Source organism: Bacillus chungangensis (assembly GCF_030812995.1).
In the GTDB taxonomy this organism is placed as follows: Bacteria; Bacillota; Bacilli; order Bacillales; family Bacillaceae_C; genus Bacillus_CF; species Bacillus_CF chungangensis.
Window position 1 is genome coordinate 13,230 of the sequence record NZ_JAUSTT010000004.1, and the last position, 20,673, is coordinate 33,902.

The following is a 20,673-nucleotide window of genomic DNA, read 5'->3' on the forward strand; positions in this document are numbered from 1 at the left end:
TTTTAATAGTTTATTTAGTGATCTCAAATAGAGTAGGATGCCAGCAGCGAAAACATTATGTTAAAAGCGAGCAATGATGGCTCGAACAATTCTTACAAATAGGCGTTTGTCACGATTTTATCTTTTCGCGCATATAATTGTTTTAGAATGCGGGGTGAACACTTTGCAACAGCCAATACGAATGAAAAATAATGGGCAAATTAATATTGTTTTAAACACAAAACAAAAAGAACAGACAGAAAAGCAAATTGCAAAAGAAAGAGTTCCAAAAACGCTCTCTCATGAACATCTAGCTCTAAAAGAAATTGAAAAAGAATTAGGGGAGCTTGTTGGGATGGAAGAAATGAAAAAAATGATAAAAGAAGTTTATGCATGGATTTACATTAATAAAAAACGTGAAGAACTAGGTTTGAAAGCTGGGAAGCAAGCCCTTCACATGTTATTTAAAGGAAATCCCGGTACAGGAAAAACAACCGTTGCCCGTTTAATCGGAAAATTGTTTAAAAAGATGCAAGTATTATCTAAAGGACATCTCATTGAAGCAGAACGTGCTGACCTTGTCGGCGAGTATATCGGCCATACAGCACAAAAAACACGAGATCTAGTAAAAAAAGCGATGGGGGGCATCCTGTTTATCGATGAGGCCTATTCTCTTGCGCGTGGCGGAGAGAAGGACTTCGGAAAAGAAGCGATCGATACATTGGTAAAACATATGGAAGATAAGCAACATGACTTTATACTAATATTAGCTGGATATTCTCGAGAAATGGATTATTTTCTAAGCTTAAATCCCGGATTAATTTCTCGATTTCCGCTTGTATTTAATTTTCCAGATTACACTGTTAATGAATTAATGGAAATTGGAAAACGTATGTTGGAAGAAAAAGAGTACGTCCTTAGTTACGATGGAACAAGGCAGCTTAAAGACCATCTTTCGTATGTAAAAGTAAACCAGAATCCAATGAGCTTTTCAAATGGCCGTTACGTACGAAATATTATTGAGAAATCTATTCGTTCCCAAGCAATGAGACTATTAATGGAAAATGAATACGAACGCAACGAATTAATGACATTGCGCAGCAACGATCTTGTCTTTCCAGATCTATAACTTTTGACTATGTCTAGAATGGTTAAAAGTTGAATACGAATAAAGCTATAATTTGTAAAAAAGGGGGTGAGTTTTTTTACTCACTCCTTATCATTTCTCCCTTAATATTTTTCTTTATCGGCAATCTCCAATGGTACGTGTAAGAAAATATACGCAGAATTGTTGTGATAATAAATTCATCACAAAACATGATTTCCTTACTAATCATACATTGGAGCTGCATAGGAATCTTTCAATTGAATATTCGAGTCATGAAAAAACGTGTAGAATTTAATTCCACACGTTTTTTTATGGCATTATCGATCAGTATTATTCTTTTTCTGCTTCTTGGTTGATTGTTACATTTCTTTGTGGAGAAAAAGTGGAAATCGCGTGCTTATAGACAAGCTGTTGTTTGCCATCTGATTCGAATAAAACAGTAAAGTTGTCAAATCCTTTTACTTGTCCACGAATTTGAAAGCCATTTAATAAAAATACTGTGACAGGCATTCCTTCTTTTCGCAATTGGTTCAAAAATTGATCTTGAATATTAATTGCTTGCTTCATCTATGTAGCCTCCTCATTTATCTCTATTTTTACTTATTCTATTTAACTCCTAACTTTCCTGCAACAAAGTCGATTATTTCCTTGATTTTTTTATTTTCGTCATTTCTTGGCGTCATATCAAACCAATTCACATTCATTTTATTTCGAAACCATGTAAATTGGCGCTTCGCATAACGTCTTGAATTTTGCTTCATTTGTTCGATTGCTTCAGTTAAGGTTAATTTGCCATCTAGGTAGTCGTATAGTTCCTTATAGCCGATCGCTTGAATCGATTGAACATTTCGGATGTTTTGTTCATATAGGCTTTGTACTTCTGATAATAAACCCTCTTCCATCATCGCATCCACACGAGCATTAATACGCTCGTAAAGAACTTCTCTTTCCATTGTCAGACCAATTAGAATAACATCGTATAACAGCTCTTTCTGCTGACTTTCCAAGTATTCAGTCATCGTCTTTCCTGTACATTCATAGATTTCCAACGCACGAACAATTCGACGAAGATTGTTTGGATGTATCCGTCTTGCACTTACGGGATCTACTAAAGCTAATTGATCATGCAGAACGGCATTGCCTTCTTGTGCTGCCTTTTTCAATAGCTCGTTTCGAAACTCCATGTTTTCTACTGCTTGGCTAAACTGATAATCATAGATGACAGATTGAATATACAAACCCGTTCCTCCAACAATCATCGGCAATCCCCGAGTTGCGATTTCGGCAATTTTTGCTCTTCCTTGTTGTTGAAATTCGGCGACTGTATAAGATTCAAGCGGATCTTTTATATCAATGAAATAATGAGGAACTGCTTCCATTTCTTCAGCCTTAATTTTGGCAGTCCCAATATCCATACCTCGATATACTTGCATCGAATCACCGCTAATAATCTCACCGTTAAATTTCTTTGCTAATTGTATGCTTGTTTTTGTTTTTCCGACTGCAGTTGGTCCAATTATCACAACTAATTTTTGTTTTACTGGCAAATTTGCTCACTGCTTTCTTCATTATATTACGTCACAACAATAAAAAATTGATTTTTTTACAACTATTATCTTAACCTCGAAATAATCGGCTCACATCAGACTGCTTTCAGATATTATACAATAAAGCAAAGTTCCTTTCAGCCTCCTGGACTTTGTCTTCGATAATGTCAGAACGTTGCCCAATAATAAAGTGAACCTTTCATGATTGGGGGTTTTCTCTCATCCTCCACTCAAGCTATGATCGAAAGCTTCCTCGAAAAAGGAAATCGCTTTTTCTTCGTGCGATGCTGATCCTGTCAGCCCGAACAATCGGACATTTGACTCCCCGTTATCCCCACCTAGACTGCTTCGGTATCTCTTATTCTTGAGGATGGAGTCTTGACTTGCTAGTTAAATGTGATAAAAAGATTCCTTTTTATTATTACCATTAACTGTTAATTGTATTTCACAACATAAGAAAAAAGACAGGATCTTGTCTCCTGTCTTATTTATGGATGATTCGAATCGTATTAATTCCTTGAATCGTTTCTATTTTTTCCTTTATTTGTTCTTTTACATAAGAAGTAATTTCAGTATCAACATCAATCATTGTATAAGCAATGTGATTACGGCCGCGGTTAATCATATCCGCGATATTGACATGCAGTTCAGCTAGTTTTGTTGTAATTTGTCCCACCATGTTTGGAATGTTTTCATGAATGACTGTAATCCGTGTTTTACCATCATAAGGCAAATAAACGGCTGGGAAATTGACAGAATTCTTTATGTTTCCAGTTTCTAAAAATGCTTTCATTTGTTTTGCGGCCATCATAGCACAATTTTCTTCCGCTTCTTTTGTGGATGCCCCAAGATGTGGAATCGGAATAACATTTTTCATTTTTAATACTCGATCATTTGGAAAATCAGTGATATAACGAGCTACAATGCCAGCAGCAATTGCTTTTTCTAAATCAAGGTCATTGACAAGCTCACCACGAGAAAAGTTCAGGATATGGACGCCTTTTTTCATCATGCTGAAAGCTTCTTCATTTAAAAATTGTTTCGTATTGTCTGTTAATGGAACATGGACAGTGATAAAATCACATTGTGCAAATAATTCTTCTAAGCTCATTGCTCTTTGCACTTCTTTAGATAATCTCCATGCTGTATCAACTGAGATGTAAGGATCATAGCCAATTACTTCCATACCTAATGCTAATGCATCATTTGCAACAAGTGCTCCAATTGCACCCAGTCCAATAACTCCTAGTTTTTTGCCGCTAATCTCAGCACCGGCAAACTGTTTTTTTCCAGCTTCTACTAGTTGGGGAACAAGCTCTTCATTGCCAGCTAAAGATTTTGCCCACTGCACCCCTTCAACGAGATGTCTTGATGCTAATAGCATAGACGCAATGACAGCTTCTTTTACTGCATTTGCATTCGCTCCAGGGGTATTAAAAACAACAATGCCATGATCTGTGCATCTTTCAATCGGAATGTTATTTACACCAGCGCCCGCACGTGCAATCGCTTTAAGATTTGAAGATATATCCATATGATGCAAGTTATAACTTCTAAGAATAATGCCGTCTGGATCTGTTGTTTCCTGTGACACTAGATAATCCTTTTCAGGAAAGATAGTTAAGCTAGATGGTGCAATTTGATTATAAATTTGAATTTGATTCACTTTCGTTTCAACTTTATTCATTCTTCTCTCCCTCATCGATTGTTCATCTCAAAATTGCTCATAAATGCTACAAGCTCTTGCACACCTTCTAGCGGCATCGCATTATAGATGCTAGCTCGCATTCCGCCAACAGAGCGGTGGCCGCCCAATGTGACGAGCCCTGCTGCTTTCGCTTCTTCTATGAATTTTTGATTTAGATCATCGGAATCAGTTGTAAATGGTATATTCATTAACGATCGACTATTCCTTGCCACATTTGAAGTAAACAGCTTAGATTCATCTAAAAATGTATAAAGCAGTCTTGCTTTTTCTCTATTAAGAGATTCTATCGCGGACACGCCGCCCATTTCCTTTAGCCACTCTAACACAAGCTTCGTTATATAAATACTAAATGATGGTGGTGTATTGTATAACGAACGATGTTTCGAATGTGTTTGATAATCTAACATCGTAGGACAATCACTTGCTGCATTGCCAATTAAATCTTCTCTTACAAGGACGATCGTGACGCCAGCAGTTCCTAAATTTTTCTGCGCCCCGGCATAAATAATACCAAATGCAGACACATCACAGTACGTAGACAAAATATTCGATGACATATCCGCTACAAGAGGAACATTCCCTGTATGGGGAATTTGATGAAAACAAGTTCCTTCGATGGTATTATTAACGGTTATGTGTACGTAGTCAGCTTCATCATCGAATACCATCTTGTTTAATACTGGCACTTCACGAAATTGCTGTTCGTCAGAACTAGCAGCAATACGGATTTCTCCATATTTTTTCGCCTCTGCAATCGCTTTTTTCGACCAAGATCCAGTGTGAATATAATCTGCTTTTTTACTTTTACGCAGCAGATTTAAAGGAACCATCGAAAATTGCAAGGAAGCTCCTCCAGGCAAAAATAATATTTGATAATTGTAGGGGATCTCCATTAATTCTTTTAAAAGGGATGTTGTTTCATCCATTATCTCTTGATAGGCGCTTGATCGATGGCTCATCTCCATCACGGATATACCTGTTTGTTGATAATTGCATAGTTCTTTTTGCGCCTTTTCTAGTACAGGTAATGGCAATGCAGATGGACCAGATGAAAAATTAAATACACGATGCATGATTGTCTCTCTCCTAAAAAAATAGTAAATATTCCTTCATAGGTAAGTTCATTGTAGTTTTCGAAGTTTTTTAAATTGTAACTTACTTAGGATGATAGGGTCAATACGTTGATTCGCTAAAGCCATAAAATTTTAAAAAATGAAAGCACTTTCTTTGTTTATATTAATGTATTATCCTTCACAAACTATTTTTCAAGAAAAAATGATTTTACAACGATAAGTTTACATAATATTTATGGTGCATAATCATTTTTTTAATCAAGTGAGAACCACTCCCACTTGATTAAAAATAAAGATGATGATAATTCCCACAATGGATTTTTCTCTCATCCCCACTAATAAAAGTAGAACAGGGCTAATGCCGCGAGCGTCTTTGAAAAAAGAAACCGCTTTTTCTTCGTACGAGCTGAAACAAAAGGCTTTCCTTGACCTGTCTGCTCGGAACCAATCGGACATTTGACTTTCAGTTATCTCCCATATAGCACTTCTGATTCCTCTTACACTTGAGGTGAAGTTTACTGCTAATTAGATGTGAGATAAATTTGAATAGACTGTTTACAGAAGTTGTGCCGCTTTGATTTCTTTCTCTAGTTCGTCCTCATAGGCATTTATTTGTTCAGGTGACCATTTTAATATCATCGCCATTTCGTTCACTACTAAATTTTTCCATTTTTTCACCATTTTAATATTAAACAAGAGTGCACCTGTTCTACGCAGGAAAAAATCTACAGGAGTAACAGCCATTTCATGATGAATCGCATATTGAAGCATAGCGTATAACAACTGAGGCAGCTCCTGTTCATCTTTTGTCAATTCGTTCGGAACATAGTTTAGTAATGTATCAATATTAGAACCGTATCTTTTAACTATTTCATACATTTCTTTTTCTGGCAAGCCTATTTCTACAGCTTGCTTCGTCTTTTTAGTTATAAAACTAGGAAATTGATCTGCTCCTCCAATGTCCCCACCCGAAATTGGCAGCTGCCTTGTTTGACATTGTTTTACAGAAAGATTGCGATTAACCTGTATTAGTTCTTTACACACGAGATCTACAACGGTTTCAGCCATTTTTCGATATCCTGTCAACTTGCCGCCAGCAATTGTGATCAAGCCGCTCTCTGCCCGCCATATTTCATCTTTTCGGGAAATTTCTGAAGGGTCTTTTCCTTCTTCATATATTAATGGCCTGACCCCTGCGTAACTAGATTCAACATCCTCGGCACTCACCCGGACTTCGGGAAACATATAATGAATCGCTTGAATAATATAATCGCGATCCTTTACATCTGTTCTTGGATTCGTTGGATCTTCCTCATAAAATGTATCTGTTGTTCCAACATATGTTTTTCCATCACGAGGGATTGCAAATACCATCCTTCCGTCCGGTGTATCAAAATAGACAGCTTGATGGAGGGGGAACACAGATTGATCAATAACAAGATGCACTCCTTTCGTTAACCGAAGCTGCTTTCGATCATTTACAGCATCTTTTTTCCTTACTCTATCTACCCATGGACCAGTAGCATTGACGACTTTTTTTGCATAAATGTTTCTTTCTTCGTTCGTAAGCATATCCCGCACCTTCGCACCAATAACCTGTTTGTCTTTATATAAAAAATCTTCTACTTTGACATAATTCACGATATTAGCTCCAGAGGAAACAGCCGCCTTGATTACTTCAATCGTTAAACGAGCATCATCTGTACGATATTCTACATAGTAGCCACCCCCCATTAAACCTTCTTTTTTTACCAATGGCTCCTTTGCGATTGTCTCTTCAGGAGAAAGCATTGTCCGCCGTTCTGACTTTTTTACTCCAGCTAAAAAATCATACATTTTGAGTCCAAGAGATGTTGACCATTTTCCAAAGGTTCCTCCCTTATGAAATGGCAATAGCATCCATTCAGGCGTTGTAACATGCGGACCATTCTCATAAACAATTGCCCGTTCTTTCCCAAGTTCAGCGACTTCACGAATTTCAAATTGTTTTAAATAGCGGAGACCGCCGTGTACAAGTTTAGTAGATCGGCTGGATGTACCAGCAGCAAAATCTTGCATTTCCACTAGTGCTACCTTTAAGCCGCGAGTTACTGCATCTAAAGCAATGCCTGCACCTGTGATTCCTCCTCCAATAACGAGCAAGTCATAATGTGTTTCGCTCATAAGCGTTAATACGTTGTCACGATCTAATGCAGAAAAAGTTCCTGTCATTTCTTTTCCCTCCATTTTAAAAATAAAAAAAGAGACCACAATTACCTAATACTCTGTAGAAATATTAGGTAATATGGTCTCTCCAATTCTCTAACCAGATATATTTACTTAATATCATTATAGCATTGATTTTTTAATTGTATGCTATTTTCATATAAAAAAATGACGGTTTTTCTCCTTTTAATTAAGAATGAGAATCATATATGAAAAAACAAATCATTATGCTAAACTAGTTTTAACATAACAATGAATATTAAAGGAGAATCGATATGAATAACAACATTGTAGATATGGTTCAATCTCAAGTCATTGCTTCTATTAAAAAAGAAAGCGATATTGATAAAGCCATTGCGAGTAAAGCAAATATTGCTTTTCTATTAACGGGAAACTTAATTAATATGCAAGGATATTTAGAACGCCTTAAAGAAAAAGACATTTATACCTTTATACATATTGATTTTATTGAAGGCCTTTCCAATACGAAAAGCGCAATCAAATATATCGCCCAAATTTGGAGACCAACTGGAATTATCACAACAAAAAGCAATTTAATTAAATTTGCAAAAGAAGAAAAATTAATGACCGTACAACGCATTTTTCTCATCGATAGAAATGCTATTTCAAAAGGTATTGAAATGTCTCTTTCTTGCAAACCAGACGCAGTCGAAATACTGCCAGGCTTGATGCCTAGTATTATTGATCAACTGACACATCAAATTAATTTGCCGATTATTGCAGGTGGATTGATTAGCAATAAACAAGAGATCCTTGATGCTCTTGAAGCAGGAGCATTAGCTATCTCTTCAGGCAATCCTTCTTTATGGAATTATGATCTTTAAATAATGACATATGCACAATGTCATTGATGCTTTCCAGTACCATCCATGGCTTATCTTTTGCCTTATTAAGCATATGCTCAGTTGTGATTCCAGTTAGTACTAATACCGAATGGAAGCCATTTTCATTTCCCATGCGTATATCAGTCTCCAAGCGGTCGCCGACCATGTAACAATTTGCTGGGTCAAGCTGTAAGAGATCAGATACAACAAAGTCTGCCATCATACGGGACGGTTTTCCAATAATCGTATCGATCGGTGCACCTGTTGCTCCTTCTAAAGCTCCGATCATTGCGCCGCAATCAGGAATCTGTCCGCCATTTATAGGACACGTTCTATCAGGATTGGTCGCAATGATTTCTGCTTTGTTTCGCCATGCTTGATAAGCAGCATTTAGTTTATCATAAGTAAATTGCCGATCCCAGCCGATCACGACATAAGAAGCCTTCGTATAATCATCTGTCATTGCAATATGCTCTTCGCTCAATTCCTTGAAAAGCGCCTCTTCTCCAATCACAAATGCAAATTCACCTGCTTGCATTTTTTTCTGCAAATATTTAGCTGTAATATAATTAGGATTTACAATTTCTTTAAGGGATGCATCAATCCCCATTCGGCCAAGTTTTTCTAAGTAGTCAGAGCGGGTAGCGATTGACTTATTTGTTAAAAAAACGACTTTGTCCCCTCGTTTTTTCAAGGTTTGAATTGTTTCAGCAGCTCCTTCGATAAGCTGATCTTCTAAATATATCGTCCCATCCAAATCAAAAATAAAGCCCTTTTTCACCGATTTATGCCTCCATTATCATAAGAATAATGTGATCTTAATAAATGTTGAAACATACAAATTTTCTCTGATTTATTGCTATAGATTAAAGCTGTTTTCTTGATAAACGATTAGCAACCGCTTGCAAAATTAACACCAAGATAACAAGAATGACCGACATAGCGGCAGCACTATAATATTCTCCTCGTAAAATATTTTGAAAGATGGCTAAACTCATTGGCGCCCATTCTGCTGGAGCTAATAGGATCGAAATGCTTGTTTCTTTAATGACCGTGATAAACACTAAAATGGATCCAGCAGCAATGCCTGGCAGCATGAGAGGCCCGATAACCGTTAATGCTGCTGTTAAAGGGGTCGCCCCTAAATTAATCGCAGCTTCTTCGATATCTTGTTTAATTGCTCTCATCGTTCCCATTGTTGAACGGATCATATATGGCAGTCGGCGTATTGTATACGCAATAATTAAAATAAGTGCTGTGCCCGTTAATTGTAAAGGTGCAGTATTAAATGTTTGAATAAGTGCGATACCTAAAGCAATTCCTGGAACAACAAGCGGAATCGATGTCATAAAATCCAGCTTTGAAGCGTTCTGTCTGACGACAAAATAAGAGATAAATGTTGCAATGATCACACTAAGGATAAGCGCCCCGATTGCCAACACAATACTATTTTGAATATTGCCGAAAGAAGTTGTAAAAATAGTTTGATAGTGTTTAAATGTATAACCATTTGGAAGCGGATCTTTTCCCCATGTAGTTGCTATCGATTGTAAAAAAATCGATCCCATTGCCAACATTGGAATTAAAACGATGATTCCTGAATAAATTGCCAACATACGTGTTACAACTTTATGATCATTTAATTTCTGTTGTTTTGGTTTTCCAGATACTGAACCGTAATTTTTCCCTTTGATGAATAAATGCTGAAGCCAGAAAAAGAAAGCTGCAACAAGTATCATAATGACTGTTAGTATAGCTGCTCCTGCCCAGTTAAAAAATCCAGATATTTCTCGGTAAGCTTCCACGACAAGTAAATTTAAATCTTTCGGCGCTAACACAATCGGTGTACCAAAATCGGAAAAACTGACAGAAAATATAATCAACGCAGTTGAGATGATGCCTGGTATTGCCAGTGGAAAAGTAACACTGACAAAGGTCAGCCAGTTTTTTGCCCCTAAATTCAACGATGCTTCTTCAAGCGTAATATCACTTACTTTAAAAGCTGCCACCATTGGCCAAAGCGCATAAGGAAAGAAGAAAAAGACTTGAACGAGTATGATGCCAGTCATGGAATAAGGATTAATTAACAGCCCCTCTCCACCTAGCGCCTGATATATATGCGTCACCCAGCCAGCTCTTCCAAACATAATAATAAAAGCATAGGAAGAAATAAATGTAGGTACAATCAATGGAATCGTGCATAGTGCGCCAATTGTTCTTTTAAACGGCATTTTTGTTCTTGCAATCCCATATGCAATAGGGACACAAATGAAAATAATAATGACGGAAACAGACAAAGCTAATAACAAACTATTCATTAATCCTTTAAAATAGCCTTTATTCGTAAAAATCGCTTTGTAATTATCCAACGTAATCCCTTTAAACTTATCAATCGTTGAACTCAAGATCTCGGGATTTGTTAATGCACCTAAAAGATTGACAGGTTGACTAGTAAAACTAACGAGAAAAACAGAAAAAAGCGGAAGCAATAAAAATAAACCAAAAAACAAATATAATAATATTTTGATAACCGTTAAACCATTAAACCCCTTTTTTCTTTGCTTCATATGAGCAACATCCTTTCAGATGGCACAGTTAGCTTTACTTTTGTCCCAGCTTGTAAAATATGATTGCCAGATTCATAGGTTGTATCAACGAATAGTTGGTGACTGCCTATTTCGACTTCATACCTCACTGTTGCCCCAAGATAAGTCGCAACACGAATGATCCCAGTAAATACATTTTGCTCTTCCGTGATACTAGTATCGAAACGAACAATGTCAATGTTTTCTGGACGAATAATGACGTTTACTTCTTTTTTATCTGTTTTATAAGTAGATTTAATACGCTGACCATTAATTTGAATAACGGTTTCCTCTTCCGTTTTTTCAGAAATAGTGCCAGGTAAAATATTCGAAGTTCCAACAAAATCTGCAATAAATGGTGTTGTAGGATAACTGTATAAATCAGTCGGCGTGCCAATCTGAACGACTTCCCCGCTTTTCATGACAGCAACTCGATCAGCCATGCTCATCGCCTCTTCTTGATCATGAGTAACAAAAATGGTTGTAATTTTTAAATCCTGTTGAATCTTTCTTATCGTGTTTCTCATCGAATGCCGCAGCTTTTGATCAAGATTCGATAAGGGCTCATCCATTAAAAGCACAGCTGGCTCCATGACAAGAGCGCGAGCCAAAGCTACCCGCTGCTGCTGCCCGCCTGATAATTCACTTGTCAGACGATCCGCATATTTATCTAACTCTACATATTGGAGTATTTTCATTACTTTTTCTTCAATTCTTTTTGGGTAATTGGATATTTTTTTATTCATCATTCGCATATAAACAGCCAGCTTTTTAAAGAAATGGCCAGCATTTAAATCTTTTATATTCAAGCTATATGCAACATTGTCAAACACGTTCATATGTGGAAATAACGCATAGCTTTGAAAGACCATTCCACAGTTCCTTTGATTCGGAAGTACATTATTTACAACGTTCGTTCCAATTTTAATCGTTCCAGTTGTAGGCTGTTCGAATCCTGCGATGCATCGCATTGTTGTTGTCTTCCCACATCCAGATGGACCTAAGAGAGCGAAAAATTCGCCCTCTTTAATATCAAGGTTAATATGATGAAGTGCTTTTACCCCTGAGAATTCTTTCGTTAAATTCTCCACTTTTACTGAACCCATTCCCCTACACCTTCCTCTTCCTTATTGATATCGATCCTTCCATTCATTTCTAATACGATCATAATTTTCATTCACCCAGTCGATATCTAAATCAACAGCATGAGGCTTTACTGATTCAATTGTTAATGGCGTTTTTGATTCAACATCTGGATTGATCGGAATATGGTACCAATCTGCAAGAATTTGCTGTGCTTCCTTGCTCAATAAGAAATCAATAAATTTCTTCCCGCCTTCTGGATTTGGACCATCTTTTACTAATGAAACAGGATTAACTAAAATAGGGGTTTTCTCAGGAACGACAAAATCAACAGATTCACCATTTGCTTTTTGTTCATATGCCATGAAGTCAAAACCAATCGCAACATGCGCCTCCCCCATAGAAGCTGCTTTCGTTGGTCCTGAACCAGAATCAGGAATAGAATTCGCATTTTCAACTAACTTATCGAAGAATTCCCATCCCTTTTCTTCTCCATGTTCCATCATATAGCTTAAAACCATCAAAGTGGCAGTCCCTGATGCAGCCGGATTAGGGAATTGTATTTTCCCTTCCCATTTTGCATCTACGAGATCCTCCCAAGTTTTAGGCGCCTCTTCTTTACTTACAAGTTCGGTATTATAGGCAAATCCTAGGACAAAAACCTCAACGCCTACATACTTCCCATCTTGATGCTTCACTTTAATCCCATCTTCGACTACTTCCCATTTGTCTGCGCTTTCAGGAATGTACGAAGTGATAATGTCTTTATCAGCTGCAGCTTCAAATGGCAGAATTCCTCCACCACCATACCAGAGATCGGCTTGAGCATTGTCTCTTTCGGCTAGCATCCGATTAACAAGTACATTGGTGCCTGCATATTGCAAGTCCACCTTTCCACCATGCATTTCCTCAAATTTGAGCGCCAATTCTTTAGACATGTCTGGTGTTTCAGGTGAATAGAGGGTAATTCTGCCAATACCATCATCTTCGCCTTTTGCACTTTCTTTGCCTGCACAAGCTGTCAACAAGGCGATACTAAAAGCAGCTAAAAGCAAGGATGCAAATTTAAAACTTCTTTTCATGAATAGTCCTCCTTATAAAATAATTCCGTTTATGATAAATAATTAGAAAAAACAAAAAAGAGAAGAATCCCCAAAATAAACCCTTTGCGAAAGGGTTTACATTTTAGGTTTCTTCTCTTAGTCTCTACCTAAATATTTATTCAAATAAAATCATATCAAATTATCTGACAAAGTCAAGGCCATTTCTTAAAAATGGTCAGGTTTTCTCGATTAAAGGTAAGAAGCAACTACTGTCTTTGTACTTAACATATGAATAAAATTGCTCACTTCATATCAATAGAGGTTTTCCCTCATCCTCTTCACAGAGGTTCGAAACCTAAGGACGAGGCGTCTCCGAAAGAGCAGCGCACTTTTTCTTCCTAAAAATGCAATTTAAGAAGCTTTCTTAGCCTGCAGGGGATCTATCGGATATTGAGTTTAATTATCCCCCACCTTGCGCTCTAACTCTAAAGGCGGGGGTACTGTTGAAAGCAGAATAAAAACTCCTAAATGAGTATAATATCGCTTTATTTTTTTGTGCGATTCACTTGTTTGATTGCACGATCTGTGCCTTCAGCAGCTTCGTTCAATGCTTCTTGTGGATCTTTTCCTTGATACAAATCCTCTAAAGCTGTTACAATTTGCTGTCTTGACTCCGGAAAAACAGCTATTAAAGCGCCCTGGGTTGCAACGGAAGGCTTCGTTGCTTGAAGCTGTTCTACCGTTACTTGTAATTGAGGTATTTTTTTATACATATCTTGAACTAATTTCTCTTCGTAAGCAGCTGGGTTAATAGCAAAGTAGCCAGTACGTACATGCCATTTTGCCTGACTTTCAGGTTTTGCGATATACTTCATAAATTCATAAGCGGCTTGTTGCTTTTTTTCTGTGATCCCTTTTGACATCCATAGAGAAGCCCCGCCAATAATGACCCCATTTCTCTCTTGGTCATCGGCATGGGGAATGAAAGCGACACCTACCTCAAAGGGTGCTGTCTCAATCGTATTTGCAACTCCTGCTGAAGAGTCCATGTACATGGCAGTCTTGCCTGTTTGGAAAGCAGCTCTTATATCATCCCAATTGGAACCAAAATTGCCAAATGAGCCAGCTTTGTTCATCTCATTTAACCATTGAAAAACCCGCAGCCCTTCCTCACCGTTAAAAACAGCCTTCGTGGCATCGCCAGTACGTCCATTATCTTCATTCACATATAAACCGCCTTGCGTTGCTACTAATTCTTCAAAAAACCATCCATATGTTAACATTGAAAAGCCAAACCGTTCTGTAGCATCTCCTTTTTTCTTTGTTAGCTTCTTCGCTGTTTCTTTCACTTCATGAAAAGTTGCCGGAGGGTTCTCAGTATCTAAACCAGCCTCCGTAAACGCCTCTTTATTATAAAGCATTACAGGAGTCGATGCGTTAAATGGCATGGAATAAAGCTGATCATCAACACGATAATATTGGAGAATATTTTCTTCAAGCTGTGAAAGGTCATATTGATCCTCATCAATAAACTTTTGAATCGGCTCAATATAACCACTATCAATCATATATTTCGTACCGACTTCAAATACTTGAATGATCGCAGGCGCATTCTTTGTTCCTCCAACTGTCCGATACTTTGTCAGCAATTCTTCATATGACCCCTGAAATTCAGGTTTGACAACGATTTTATCTTGAGATTCATTAAACTCTTTTACGAGGTCTTCCATTGCTTCTTGCGTAGCTCCTGCCATCGCATGCCAAAAAATAATTTCTGTTTTGGTATTTTTATGTTCATTGCTTGCATCTGTTTCCTTTTCGTTATTAGAGCAAGCGGACATCATGAATAAACTAGCCGCGATAGCAAGCAAAAAGACTGATCTGAAAACCTTCTTCACGATTTTCCACATCCCTTCTTATTTTAATGCACCCTCTGTTAATCCTCTCTGCAATTGTTTTTGCCCAATGAATAGCAACAACAAAGTTGGAATTACTACGACAATGACCCCCGCCATTACCACCCCCCATTCAGTAGAAACTTCTTGTGATTGCAGTTGCTTCAACCCAATTTGAACTGTTCTAACCTGATCGTTATTTGTTGCCAATAATGGCCATAGGTACATGTTCCAAGTTGTTAGAAAACTATAAGCACCTAATGTAATAAGGCTTGTTTTTGAAATTGGCAAGATGACTTTTATAAAAAATTGGAATTTACTTAATCCAGCAACTTGAGATGCTTCATGCAGCTCTTTTGGAATGGTTTTAAAATGCTGACGGAGTAAGAATGTTCCGAAGGCCAATGCAAAAAATGGGACAGTCAGCCCCTGATACGTATTGATCCAATTTAATTTTTGAATCGTTAAAAAATTCGGTATCATCGTTGCTTCCCAAGGAATCATCATTGTAGAGACAAAGAGAAAAAAAATAAAATCCCGTCCCTTAAATGGGATAAAAACGAATGCATAAGCCGCCATACTACACACTACCAATTGTCCAATCATAACCGTGGCAGAAACTACAAAGCTATTGATTAAATATTTCACTAGCGGCAAGCTCTTAAAAGCTTTTGCATAATTGTGAAAATGAAATGACTGCGGAAAGAACTTTCCTTGTAAAATCTCACTCCCTGACATAAAACTAATCATACTTGCATAAAAAATCGGGAAAAATGTTAACGAGGCTGTCAAGATTAATAAAAAATAAACAAACAATTTCTGAAAGTTTCTCATTGATAATGCACCTTCTTTTCACCGAGCTTAAATTGGAAAATGGTCACGATTAAAATGAACAGAAAGAGAACTACTGCTTGGGCACTCGCTGTTCCAAATTGATAGTTGACAAATGCTTCTCGATAAATCGCATACACAATAAGATTCGTCGCTTCAGATGGTCCACCTTTTGTTAAAATATCAATTTGTCCAAACGTTTGAAAAGCATTGATCAATGAAATAGTCGTAATAAAAAATAACGTTGGCGACAGCATCGGAATCGTGATTCTTCTTAATTGATACCAATAACCTGCTCCATCGATTTTCGCGCTTTCATATAAATACTCATCAATATGCTGCAGTCCGCCTAGAAGGATTAAGAAAGAGAAGCCTAGATTAAGCCAAATAGTCGAAATGGATACTGAAATCAACGCCCAATTAGGATCAAGAAGCCACATGACTTCCTTCATTCCAAATAAACTTAATATCCGATTAAATACCCCCGTACTTGGGTGAAATAAAAATAACCATACAACTGATGAAGCGGCAACAGATATTCCCATTGTGGATGAATAGATCGTTCTGAAAAAACCAATCCCCCTTATTTTTTCATTTGCTAAAAGTGCAAAGAAAAGAGCAAGGATAACCCCAACTGGAACTGTTAAAAGGACGAAAAAAAGCGTAGATTTTAAACTTTTACGAAAACTTTCTAACTCCCACAAATCAATATAATTTTCAAATCCAACAAAAAGAGATGCTGTTCCTTGCTGATCAGTTAAAAAAAAGCTTAAATAAATCGTTCGAAACATCGGATAAAAAACAAATACTGTAAAAAGGATAATAGAAGGCAGCAAATATAAAAGTGCAGTCCTAGCATTTAACGTTTTTTTCCACAAACGCCATCTTTGAGGTTGATTTGCAAACATCATGACAGCACCTCTTTCTCTAAAACGCGCCGTTCCAGATTAGATGAAGTTTTTAAGATTTGCTGCGTCTTATAATCAAATAAACAAATCGATTCTTCAACGAGAACAATAGGAATGACATCTCCTATTTGTATTTGCCATTGGCCATTCCATTTTGCCGTCCACACTAAGTCCCTAACATAAAAAGAAAAAATGGTTTCATTCCCTAATATCTCTACATTAATAATTTTTACATTCATTTTGTTTTTCATTTCATTTTCCAATGTTGGACGTTTCAAATGTTCTGGGCGAATGCCGATAAAATACCGACCCGATTCAAGTCCTTCCATCTCTTCAAGCGAGTACGTCATCTTCATTTCGCTGCTAATAATCATTTCTCTACAATCTTTATTAACTTGACATTCTGATATATTCATAGGCGGAGAGCCAATAAATGTTGCGACAAATAGATTTGCAGGCTTATTATAAATATCCATTGGATTTCCAATCTGTTGAACCTTACCGTCATGCAAGATCATCATCCGATCTGCCATTGTCATTGCTTCCACCTGATCATGGGTAACGTAAATCATCGTCATCCTTAGTTGCCTTTGAATTTGTCTAATTTCAGATCGCATACGGGCTCGTAACTTTGCATCTAAATTAGACAATGGTTCATCCATCAAGCAAATAGGCGCTTGGTTAACAATAGCTCTCGCTAGAGCTGTCCTTTGCCTTTGACCTCCTGAAAGCTCTCTAGGCTTTCTTTTTAAAAAATTTGTTAAATCGAGCATTTCGGCAACATCCATACATCTTTTTTTTCGCTCTTCCTTTGCAATTTTTTTGACATGCAAACCAAAAACAATGTTTTCTTCTACAGAAAGATGAGGATATAACGCATAATTTTGAAAAACCATGGAGATATCCCGTTTACTTGGCGGTAATAAATTCGCTTCCTTATCTCCAATTTTTAATATTCCCTCTGTGATTTCCTCAAGACCTGCAATCATTCTAAGCATTGTGCTTTTTCCACATCCTGACGGACCAACTAATACAAAAAATTCACCAGGCGCAATATTGACACTGATGTCAGAAATGACCATCGCTTTTTTATCGTAAGACTTTGATATTTTGATCAATTCCACCCTTTTCACTAGTAACATTCCTTCTTTCATCCAATTTTCGAATGATCTATACCTTTACAAAAATACTATATTTAGTAAATTAATCCAATAACATACATAAGTTTTTAACAATATATTTACATCCTTTTTACATTGTAAAAATCAACCTTTTCGTTGATATTCATATTCGCAATGCAAGGCAAATGCCACCCTCTGTTTAAAATATTCAGCATACTAACAGTGTTTTATTTTAAAAAACAGTTCTCCTTCCCGTTAAAAAACCCAAAACTTGCCTATAACATATAAGCAAACTTTGGGCTATTAACTTCTAATGAAAAACACGTACATTATGTTAAACTATTATTATACTTTCCTGCTTTATTTGAAAATATCCATAAGAAAAGGAGGAACTACTTTTGGATATTGCAGCGCTGTCGATAGGTATGAAACAAGTACAATTACAACAAAGTATGGGGATTGCCTTAACGAAAAAATTTATGGATATGGCGCAAGCACAGCAAAACGACCTAATCAACATGCTTGATGCTTCAGCCCCTGCTCCACATCCCACATCTGGGAAAACAATTGATATAAGCATTTAATGGAACGTAGAAAAAGCACATGCCGAAACATCGGTCATTGTGCTTTTCATCCTATATTTCCCAAGCAATATACAACCGCAACTAAAATCGCTTATGTCCAATTATGAATAAAAACCATTATTAGTACTTCCAAACAGCATTCCTCTTAAAGCTGTAAATATACGAACAAAAACTAGTTGTATAGTTCCATATGATAATCATCCCTAGTATAGAAATGTTTATTAGTATAATAAACAAAGCATATTGCATGTAAAGGGAAAGCAGTGTGAGAGTATTTTCGTTTCCCTTCTTATTAATGAATGAACTGCAGCCATAAATATAAGCCAACTAATGTAACAAAAAGGGTAGGTATTGTCAGGATAATCCCTACTTTAAAATAGTAGCCCCATGATATTTTAACCCCTTTTGTATTTAAAACGTGCAGCCAAAGAAGGGTGGCTAAAGAACCAATCGGTGTGATTTTTGGCCCTAAATCCGAACCGATGACGTTTGCATAAATTAGTGCTTCTCGTAATACATCCGTTGTATTTGTATCAGCAATTGCTAATGCATCAATCATGACGGTTGGCATATTGTTCATCACAGAAGAGAGAATCGCAGCGATAAAACCCATTCCAATTGTAGCCAAAAACAGTCCTTTATCAGCTGCTGCTTGTATGATATCAGCTAGTAAACTTGTCAAGCCGACATTCCTTAGTCCATAAACAACAACGTACATTCCAATCGAGAAGAAGACGATCGCCCAAGGTGCTCCTTTTAAGACGGCCTTCGTTTCTACTACAGTGCTTCGACGTGCAATCAACAAAAAAAGTATAGCTACTGCTCCTGCTATAAAAGAAACAGGAATAAAAACAAACTCACTGACAAAATAACCAATTAATAAAACAGCAAGAACACCCCATGACAGATGAAACATGGACAAATCTTTTATTGCTTCTTTCGGATTTTTCAATTGGGTTGAGTCATATTGCTTCGGTATGTTTTTACGAAACATGATGTAAAGCACAATCATACTCGTTACTAAGCTAAATAGATTAGGTATGATCATTCGAGAAGCGTACTCAACAAATCCAATTTGAAAAAAATCTGCAGAAACGATATTTACTAAATTGCTTACTATTAACGGCAGAGAGGTAGTGTCTGCAATAAATCCTGATGCCATGATAAAGGGCAAGATCGTTTTTTCATTAAAATTTAAAGCCCGAACCATAGCTAGAACGATCGGTGTTAAAATAAGAGCCGCTCCATCATTTGCAAATAAAGCTGCGACAATCGCTCCTAAAATGGTTACTAAGAAGAACATTTTCAATCCATTTCCATTGGCAAATCGAGCCATATGCAATGCCGCCCATTCAAAGAACCCAATTTCATCTAATATCAATGAGATAATTATAAGGGCAACGAAAGTCAATGTAGCATTCCATACAATCCCTGTTACATCAATTACATCCTGCAATGAAACAACACCTACTGCGAGTGCCAATAATGCTCCACCACAAGCAGACCATCCTATGGATAATCCTTTCGGCTGCCATATAACAACAACTAAAGTCACTAAAAAAATGAATATAGCGAAATAAACAAACATGAGAATCCCTCCCGATCCTTGATTACTCACATAGGATTCTTTTCCCGTCAATGACGAGTGTACCTATATCATTATTTAAAGAAGGTAGCGTACTCACTAAATGGAGCAGGACTGGAAATAATTGATGATTTTTGTTAAGTGAATAAAAAACCCATTTTCCTCTTCTATCTTCTAAAATAATCTCAGCTTGCTTTAACTTTCTTAAATGCTGACTCACCGATGGTTGACTCATCTGAAGAAGTTCAACCAACTCACAAACACAAAAAGAATCAAAGGTTAAATATGAAATAATTTTTAATCGAGTTTCCTCGCCAACAGCTTTTAAAAACCGTTCTACATTGCTAAATGCCAACAAATACAATCACCTCTTCATATAATGAAATTCTTATATATAAAAGCATCTTTCTCATTATAACATATCAGAAACAAGTAAATTATTTCAAAGTTGTTTTAAATATAGAAATATTATATAACGATATGATTATATAATCAATTCCTTATATGAATATTGTTAGACGAAGAAGAGAGGAATGGAGCCCAAATGGTCTGCAAAAGAGATTACAGTAATGT

The 20,673-nt window shown here is 36.8% G+C and carries 18 protein-coding genes; 3 read left to right on the forward strand and 15 right to left on the reverse strand.

What is annotated here, in order from left to right; translation table 11 throughout:
* Positions 1–163 precede the first annotated feature (163 nt).
* Positions 164–1,108, forward strand: coding sequence for a stage V sporulation protein K (gene spoVK, locus J2S08_RS04290; RefSeq protein WP_307226997.1), 945 nt, complete (start codon positions 164–166; stop codon positions 1,106–1,108).
* Positions 1,109–1,417: 309 nt separating this feature from the next.
* Here the strand turns inward: spoVK and hfq are convergent, their stop codons facing one another.
* The 5 genes from hfq to J2S08_RS04315 form a co-directional block, all read right to left on the reverse strand.
* Entirely contained in the window at positions 1,418–1,654 is a 237-nt protein-coding gene (gene hfq / locus J2S08_RS04295) for an RNA chaperone Hfq (protein ID WP_307227000.1), read from the reverse strand.
* A gap of 38 nt (positions 1,655–1,692) precedes the next feature.
* Positions 1,693–2,634 (reverse strand): tRNA (adenosine(37)-N6)-dimethylallyltransferase MiaA, encoded by a 942-nt coding sequence (gene miaA / locus J2S08_RS04300; protein ID WP_307227002.1) that lies wholly within the window; start codon positions 2,632–2,634, stop codon positions 1,693–1,695.
* A 484-nt stretch (positions 2,635–3,118) separates the two neighbouring features.
* Positions 3,119–4,321 (reverse strand): phosphoglycerate dehydrogenase, encoded by a 1,203-nt coding sequence (locus J2S08_RS04305; protein WP_307227004.1) that lies wholly within the window; start codon positions 4,319–4,321, stop codon positions 3,119–3,121.
* 11 nt (positions 4,322–4,332) lie between these two features.
* Positions 4,333–5,415 carry a 3-phosphoserine/phosphohydroxythreonine transaminase gene (gene serC / locus J2S08_RS04310; protein WP_307227005.1) on the reverse strand — a complete coding sequence of 361 codons (1,083 nt, stop codon included), beginning with the start codon at positions 5,413–5,415 and terminating at the stop codon, positions 4,333–4,335.
* 555 nt (positions 5,416–5,970) lie between these two features.
* Positions 5,971–7,626, reverse strand: coding sequence for a glycerol-3-phosphate dehydrogenase/oxidase (locus J2S08_RS04315; RefSeq protein ID WP_307227007.1), 1,656 nt, complete (start codon positions 7,624–7,626; stop codon positions 5,971–5,973).
* 269 nt (positions 7,627–7,895) lie between these two features.
* Between J2S08_RS04315 and J2S08_RS04320 the strand changes: the two genes are divergently transcribed.
* Positions 7,896–8,465: a glycerol-3-phosphate responsive antiterminator gene (locus J2S08_RS04320; protein ID WP_307227009.1), complete on the forward strand. Its 570-nt coding sequence runs from the start codon at positions 7,896–7,898 to the stop codon at positions 8,463–8,465.
* On the opposite strand, the gene J2S08_RS04325 is transcribed toward J2S08_RS04320, so the two are convergent.
* The 8 genes from J2S08_RS04325 to J2S08_RS04360 form a co-directional block, all read right to left on the reverse strand.
* On the reverse strand, positions 8,422–9,246 hold the full coding sequence (locus J2S08_RS04325) for an HAD-IIA family hydrolase (RefSeq protein ID WP_307227011.1): 825 nt from the start codon (positions 9,244–9,246) through the stop codon (positions 8,422–8,424). The two genes, J2S08_RS04320 and J2S08_RS04325, sit on opposite strands and share 44 nt — an antisense overlap.
* A gap of 85 nt (positions 9,247–9,331) precedes the next feature.
* Positions 9,332–11,032, reverse strand: a complete 1,701-nt coding sequence (locus tag J2S08_RS04330; RefSeq protein WP_307227013.1) for an ABC transporter permease — start codon at positions 11,030–11,032, stop codon at positions 9,332–9,334.
* Positions 11,029–12,156: an ABC transporter ATP-binding protein gene (locus J2S08_RS04335; RefSeq protein ID WP_307227015.1), complete on the reverse strand. Its 1,128-nt coding sequence runs from the start codon at positions 12,154–12,156 to the stop codon at positions 11,029–11,031. Before J2S08_RS04335 ends, J2S08_RS04330 begins: the two co-directional genes overlap by 4 nt.
* Before the next feature lie 21 nt (positions 12,157–12,177).
* Positions 12,178–13,215 (reverse strand): ABC transporter substrate-binding protein, encoded by a 1,038-nt coding sequence (locus tag J2S08_RS04340; RefSeq protein ID WP_307227017.1) that lies wholly within the window; start codon positions 13,213–13,215, stop codon positions 12,178–12,180.
* A 506-nt stretch (positions 13,216–13,721) separates the two neighbouring features.
* Complete coding sequence (locus J2S08_RS04345; RefSeq protein WP_307227326.1) at positions 13,722–15,017, reverse strand: ABC transporter substrate-binding protein; 1,296 nt, start codon at positions 15,015–15,017, stop codon at positions 13,722–13,724.
* A gap of 75 nt (positions 15,018–15,092) precedes the next feature.
* Positions 15,093–15,905 carry a carbohydrate ABC transporter permease gene (locus J2S08_RS04350; RefSeq protein ID WP_307227019.1) on the reverse strand — a complete coding sequence of 271 codons (813 nt, stop codon included), beginning with the start codon at positions 15,903–15,905 and terminating at the stop codon, positions 15,093–15,095.
* Positions 15,902–16,813, reverse strand: coding sequence for a carbohydrate ABC transporter permease (locus J2S08_RS04355; RefSeq protein ID WP_307227021.1), 912 nt, complete (start codon positions 16,811–16,813; stop codon positions 15,902–15,904). Before J2S08_RS04355 ends, J2S08_RS04350 begins: the two co-directional genes overlap by 4 nt.
* Positions 16,810–17,943 (reverse strand): ABC transporter ATP-binding protein, encoded by a 1,134-nt coding sequence (locus tag J2S08_RS04360; RefSeq protein WP_307227328.1) that lies wholly within the window; start codon positions 17,941–17,943, stop codon positions 16,810–16,812. Before J2S08_RS04360 ends, J2S08_RS04355 begins: the two co-directional genes overlap by 4 nt.
* Before the next feature lie 386 nt (positions 17,944–18,329).
* Here J2S08_RS04360 and J2S08_RS04365 point away from each other — a divergent pair, with 386 nt between their 5' ends.
* The gene (locus tag J2S08_RS04365) at positions 18,330–18,515 is read left to right on the forward strand and encodes a YjfB family protein (protein WP_307227023.1); all 186 of its coding nucleotides are present in this window, start codon (positions 18,330–18,332) and stop codon (positions 18,513–18,515) included.
* A 292-nt stretch (positions 18,516–18,807) separates the two neighbouring features.
* On the opposite strand, the gene J2S08_RS04370 is transcribed toward J2S08_RS04365, so the two are convergent.
* Positions 18,808–20,103 (reverse strand): arsenic transporter, encoded by a 1,296-nt coding sequence (locus J2S08_RS04370; RefSeq protein WP_307227025.1) that lies wholly within the window; start codon positions 20,101–20,103, stop codon positions 18,808–18,810.
* 22 nt (positions 20,104–20,125) lie between these two features.
* Positions 20,126–20,455 (reverse strand): ArsR/SmtB family transcription factor, encoded by a 330-nt coding sequence (locus J2S08_RS04375; RefSeq protein WP_307227027.1) that lies wholly within the window; start codon positions 20,453–20,455, stop codon positions 20,126–20,128.
* Positions 20,456–20,673: the final 218 nt, after the last annotated feature.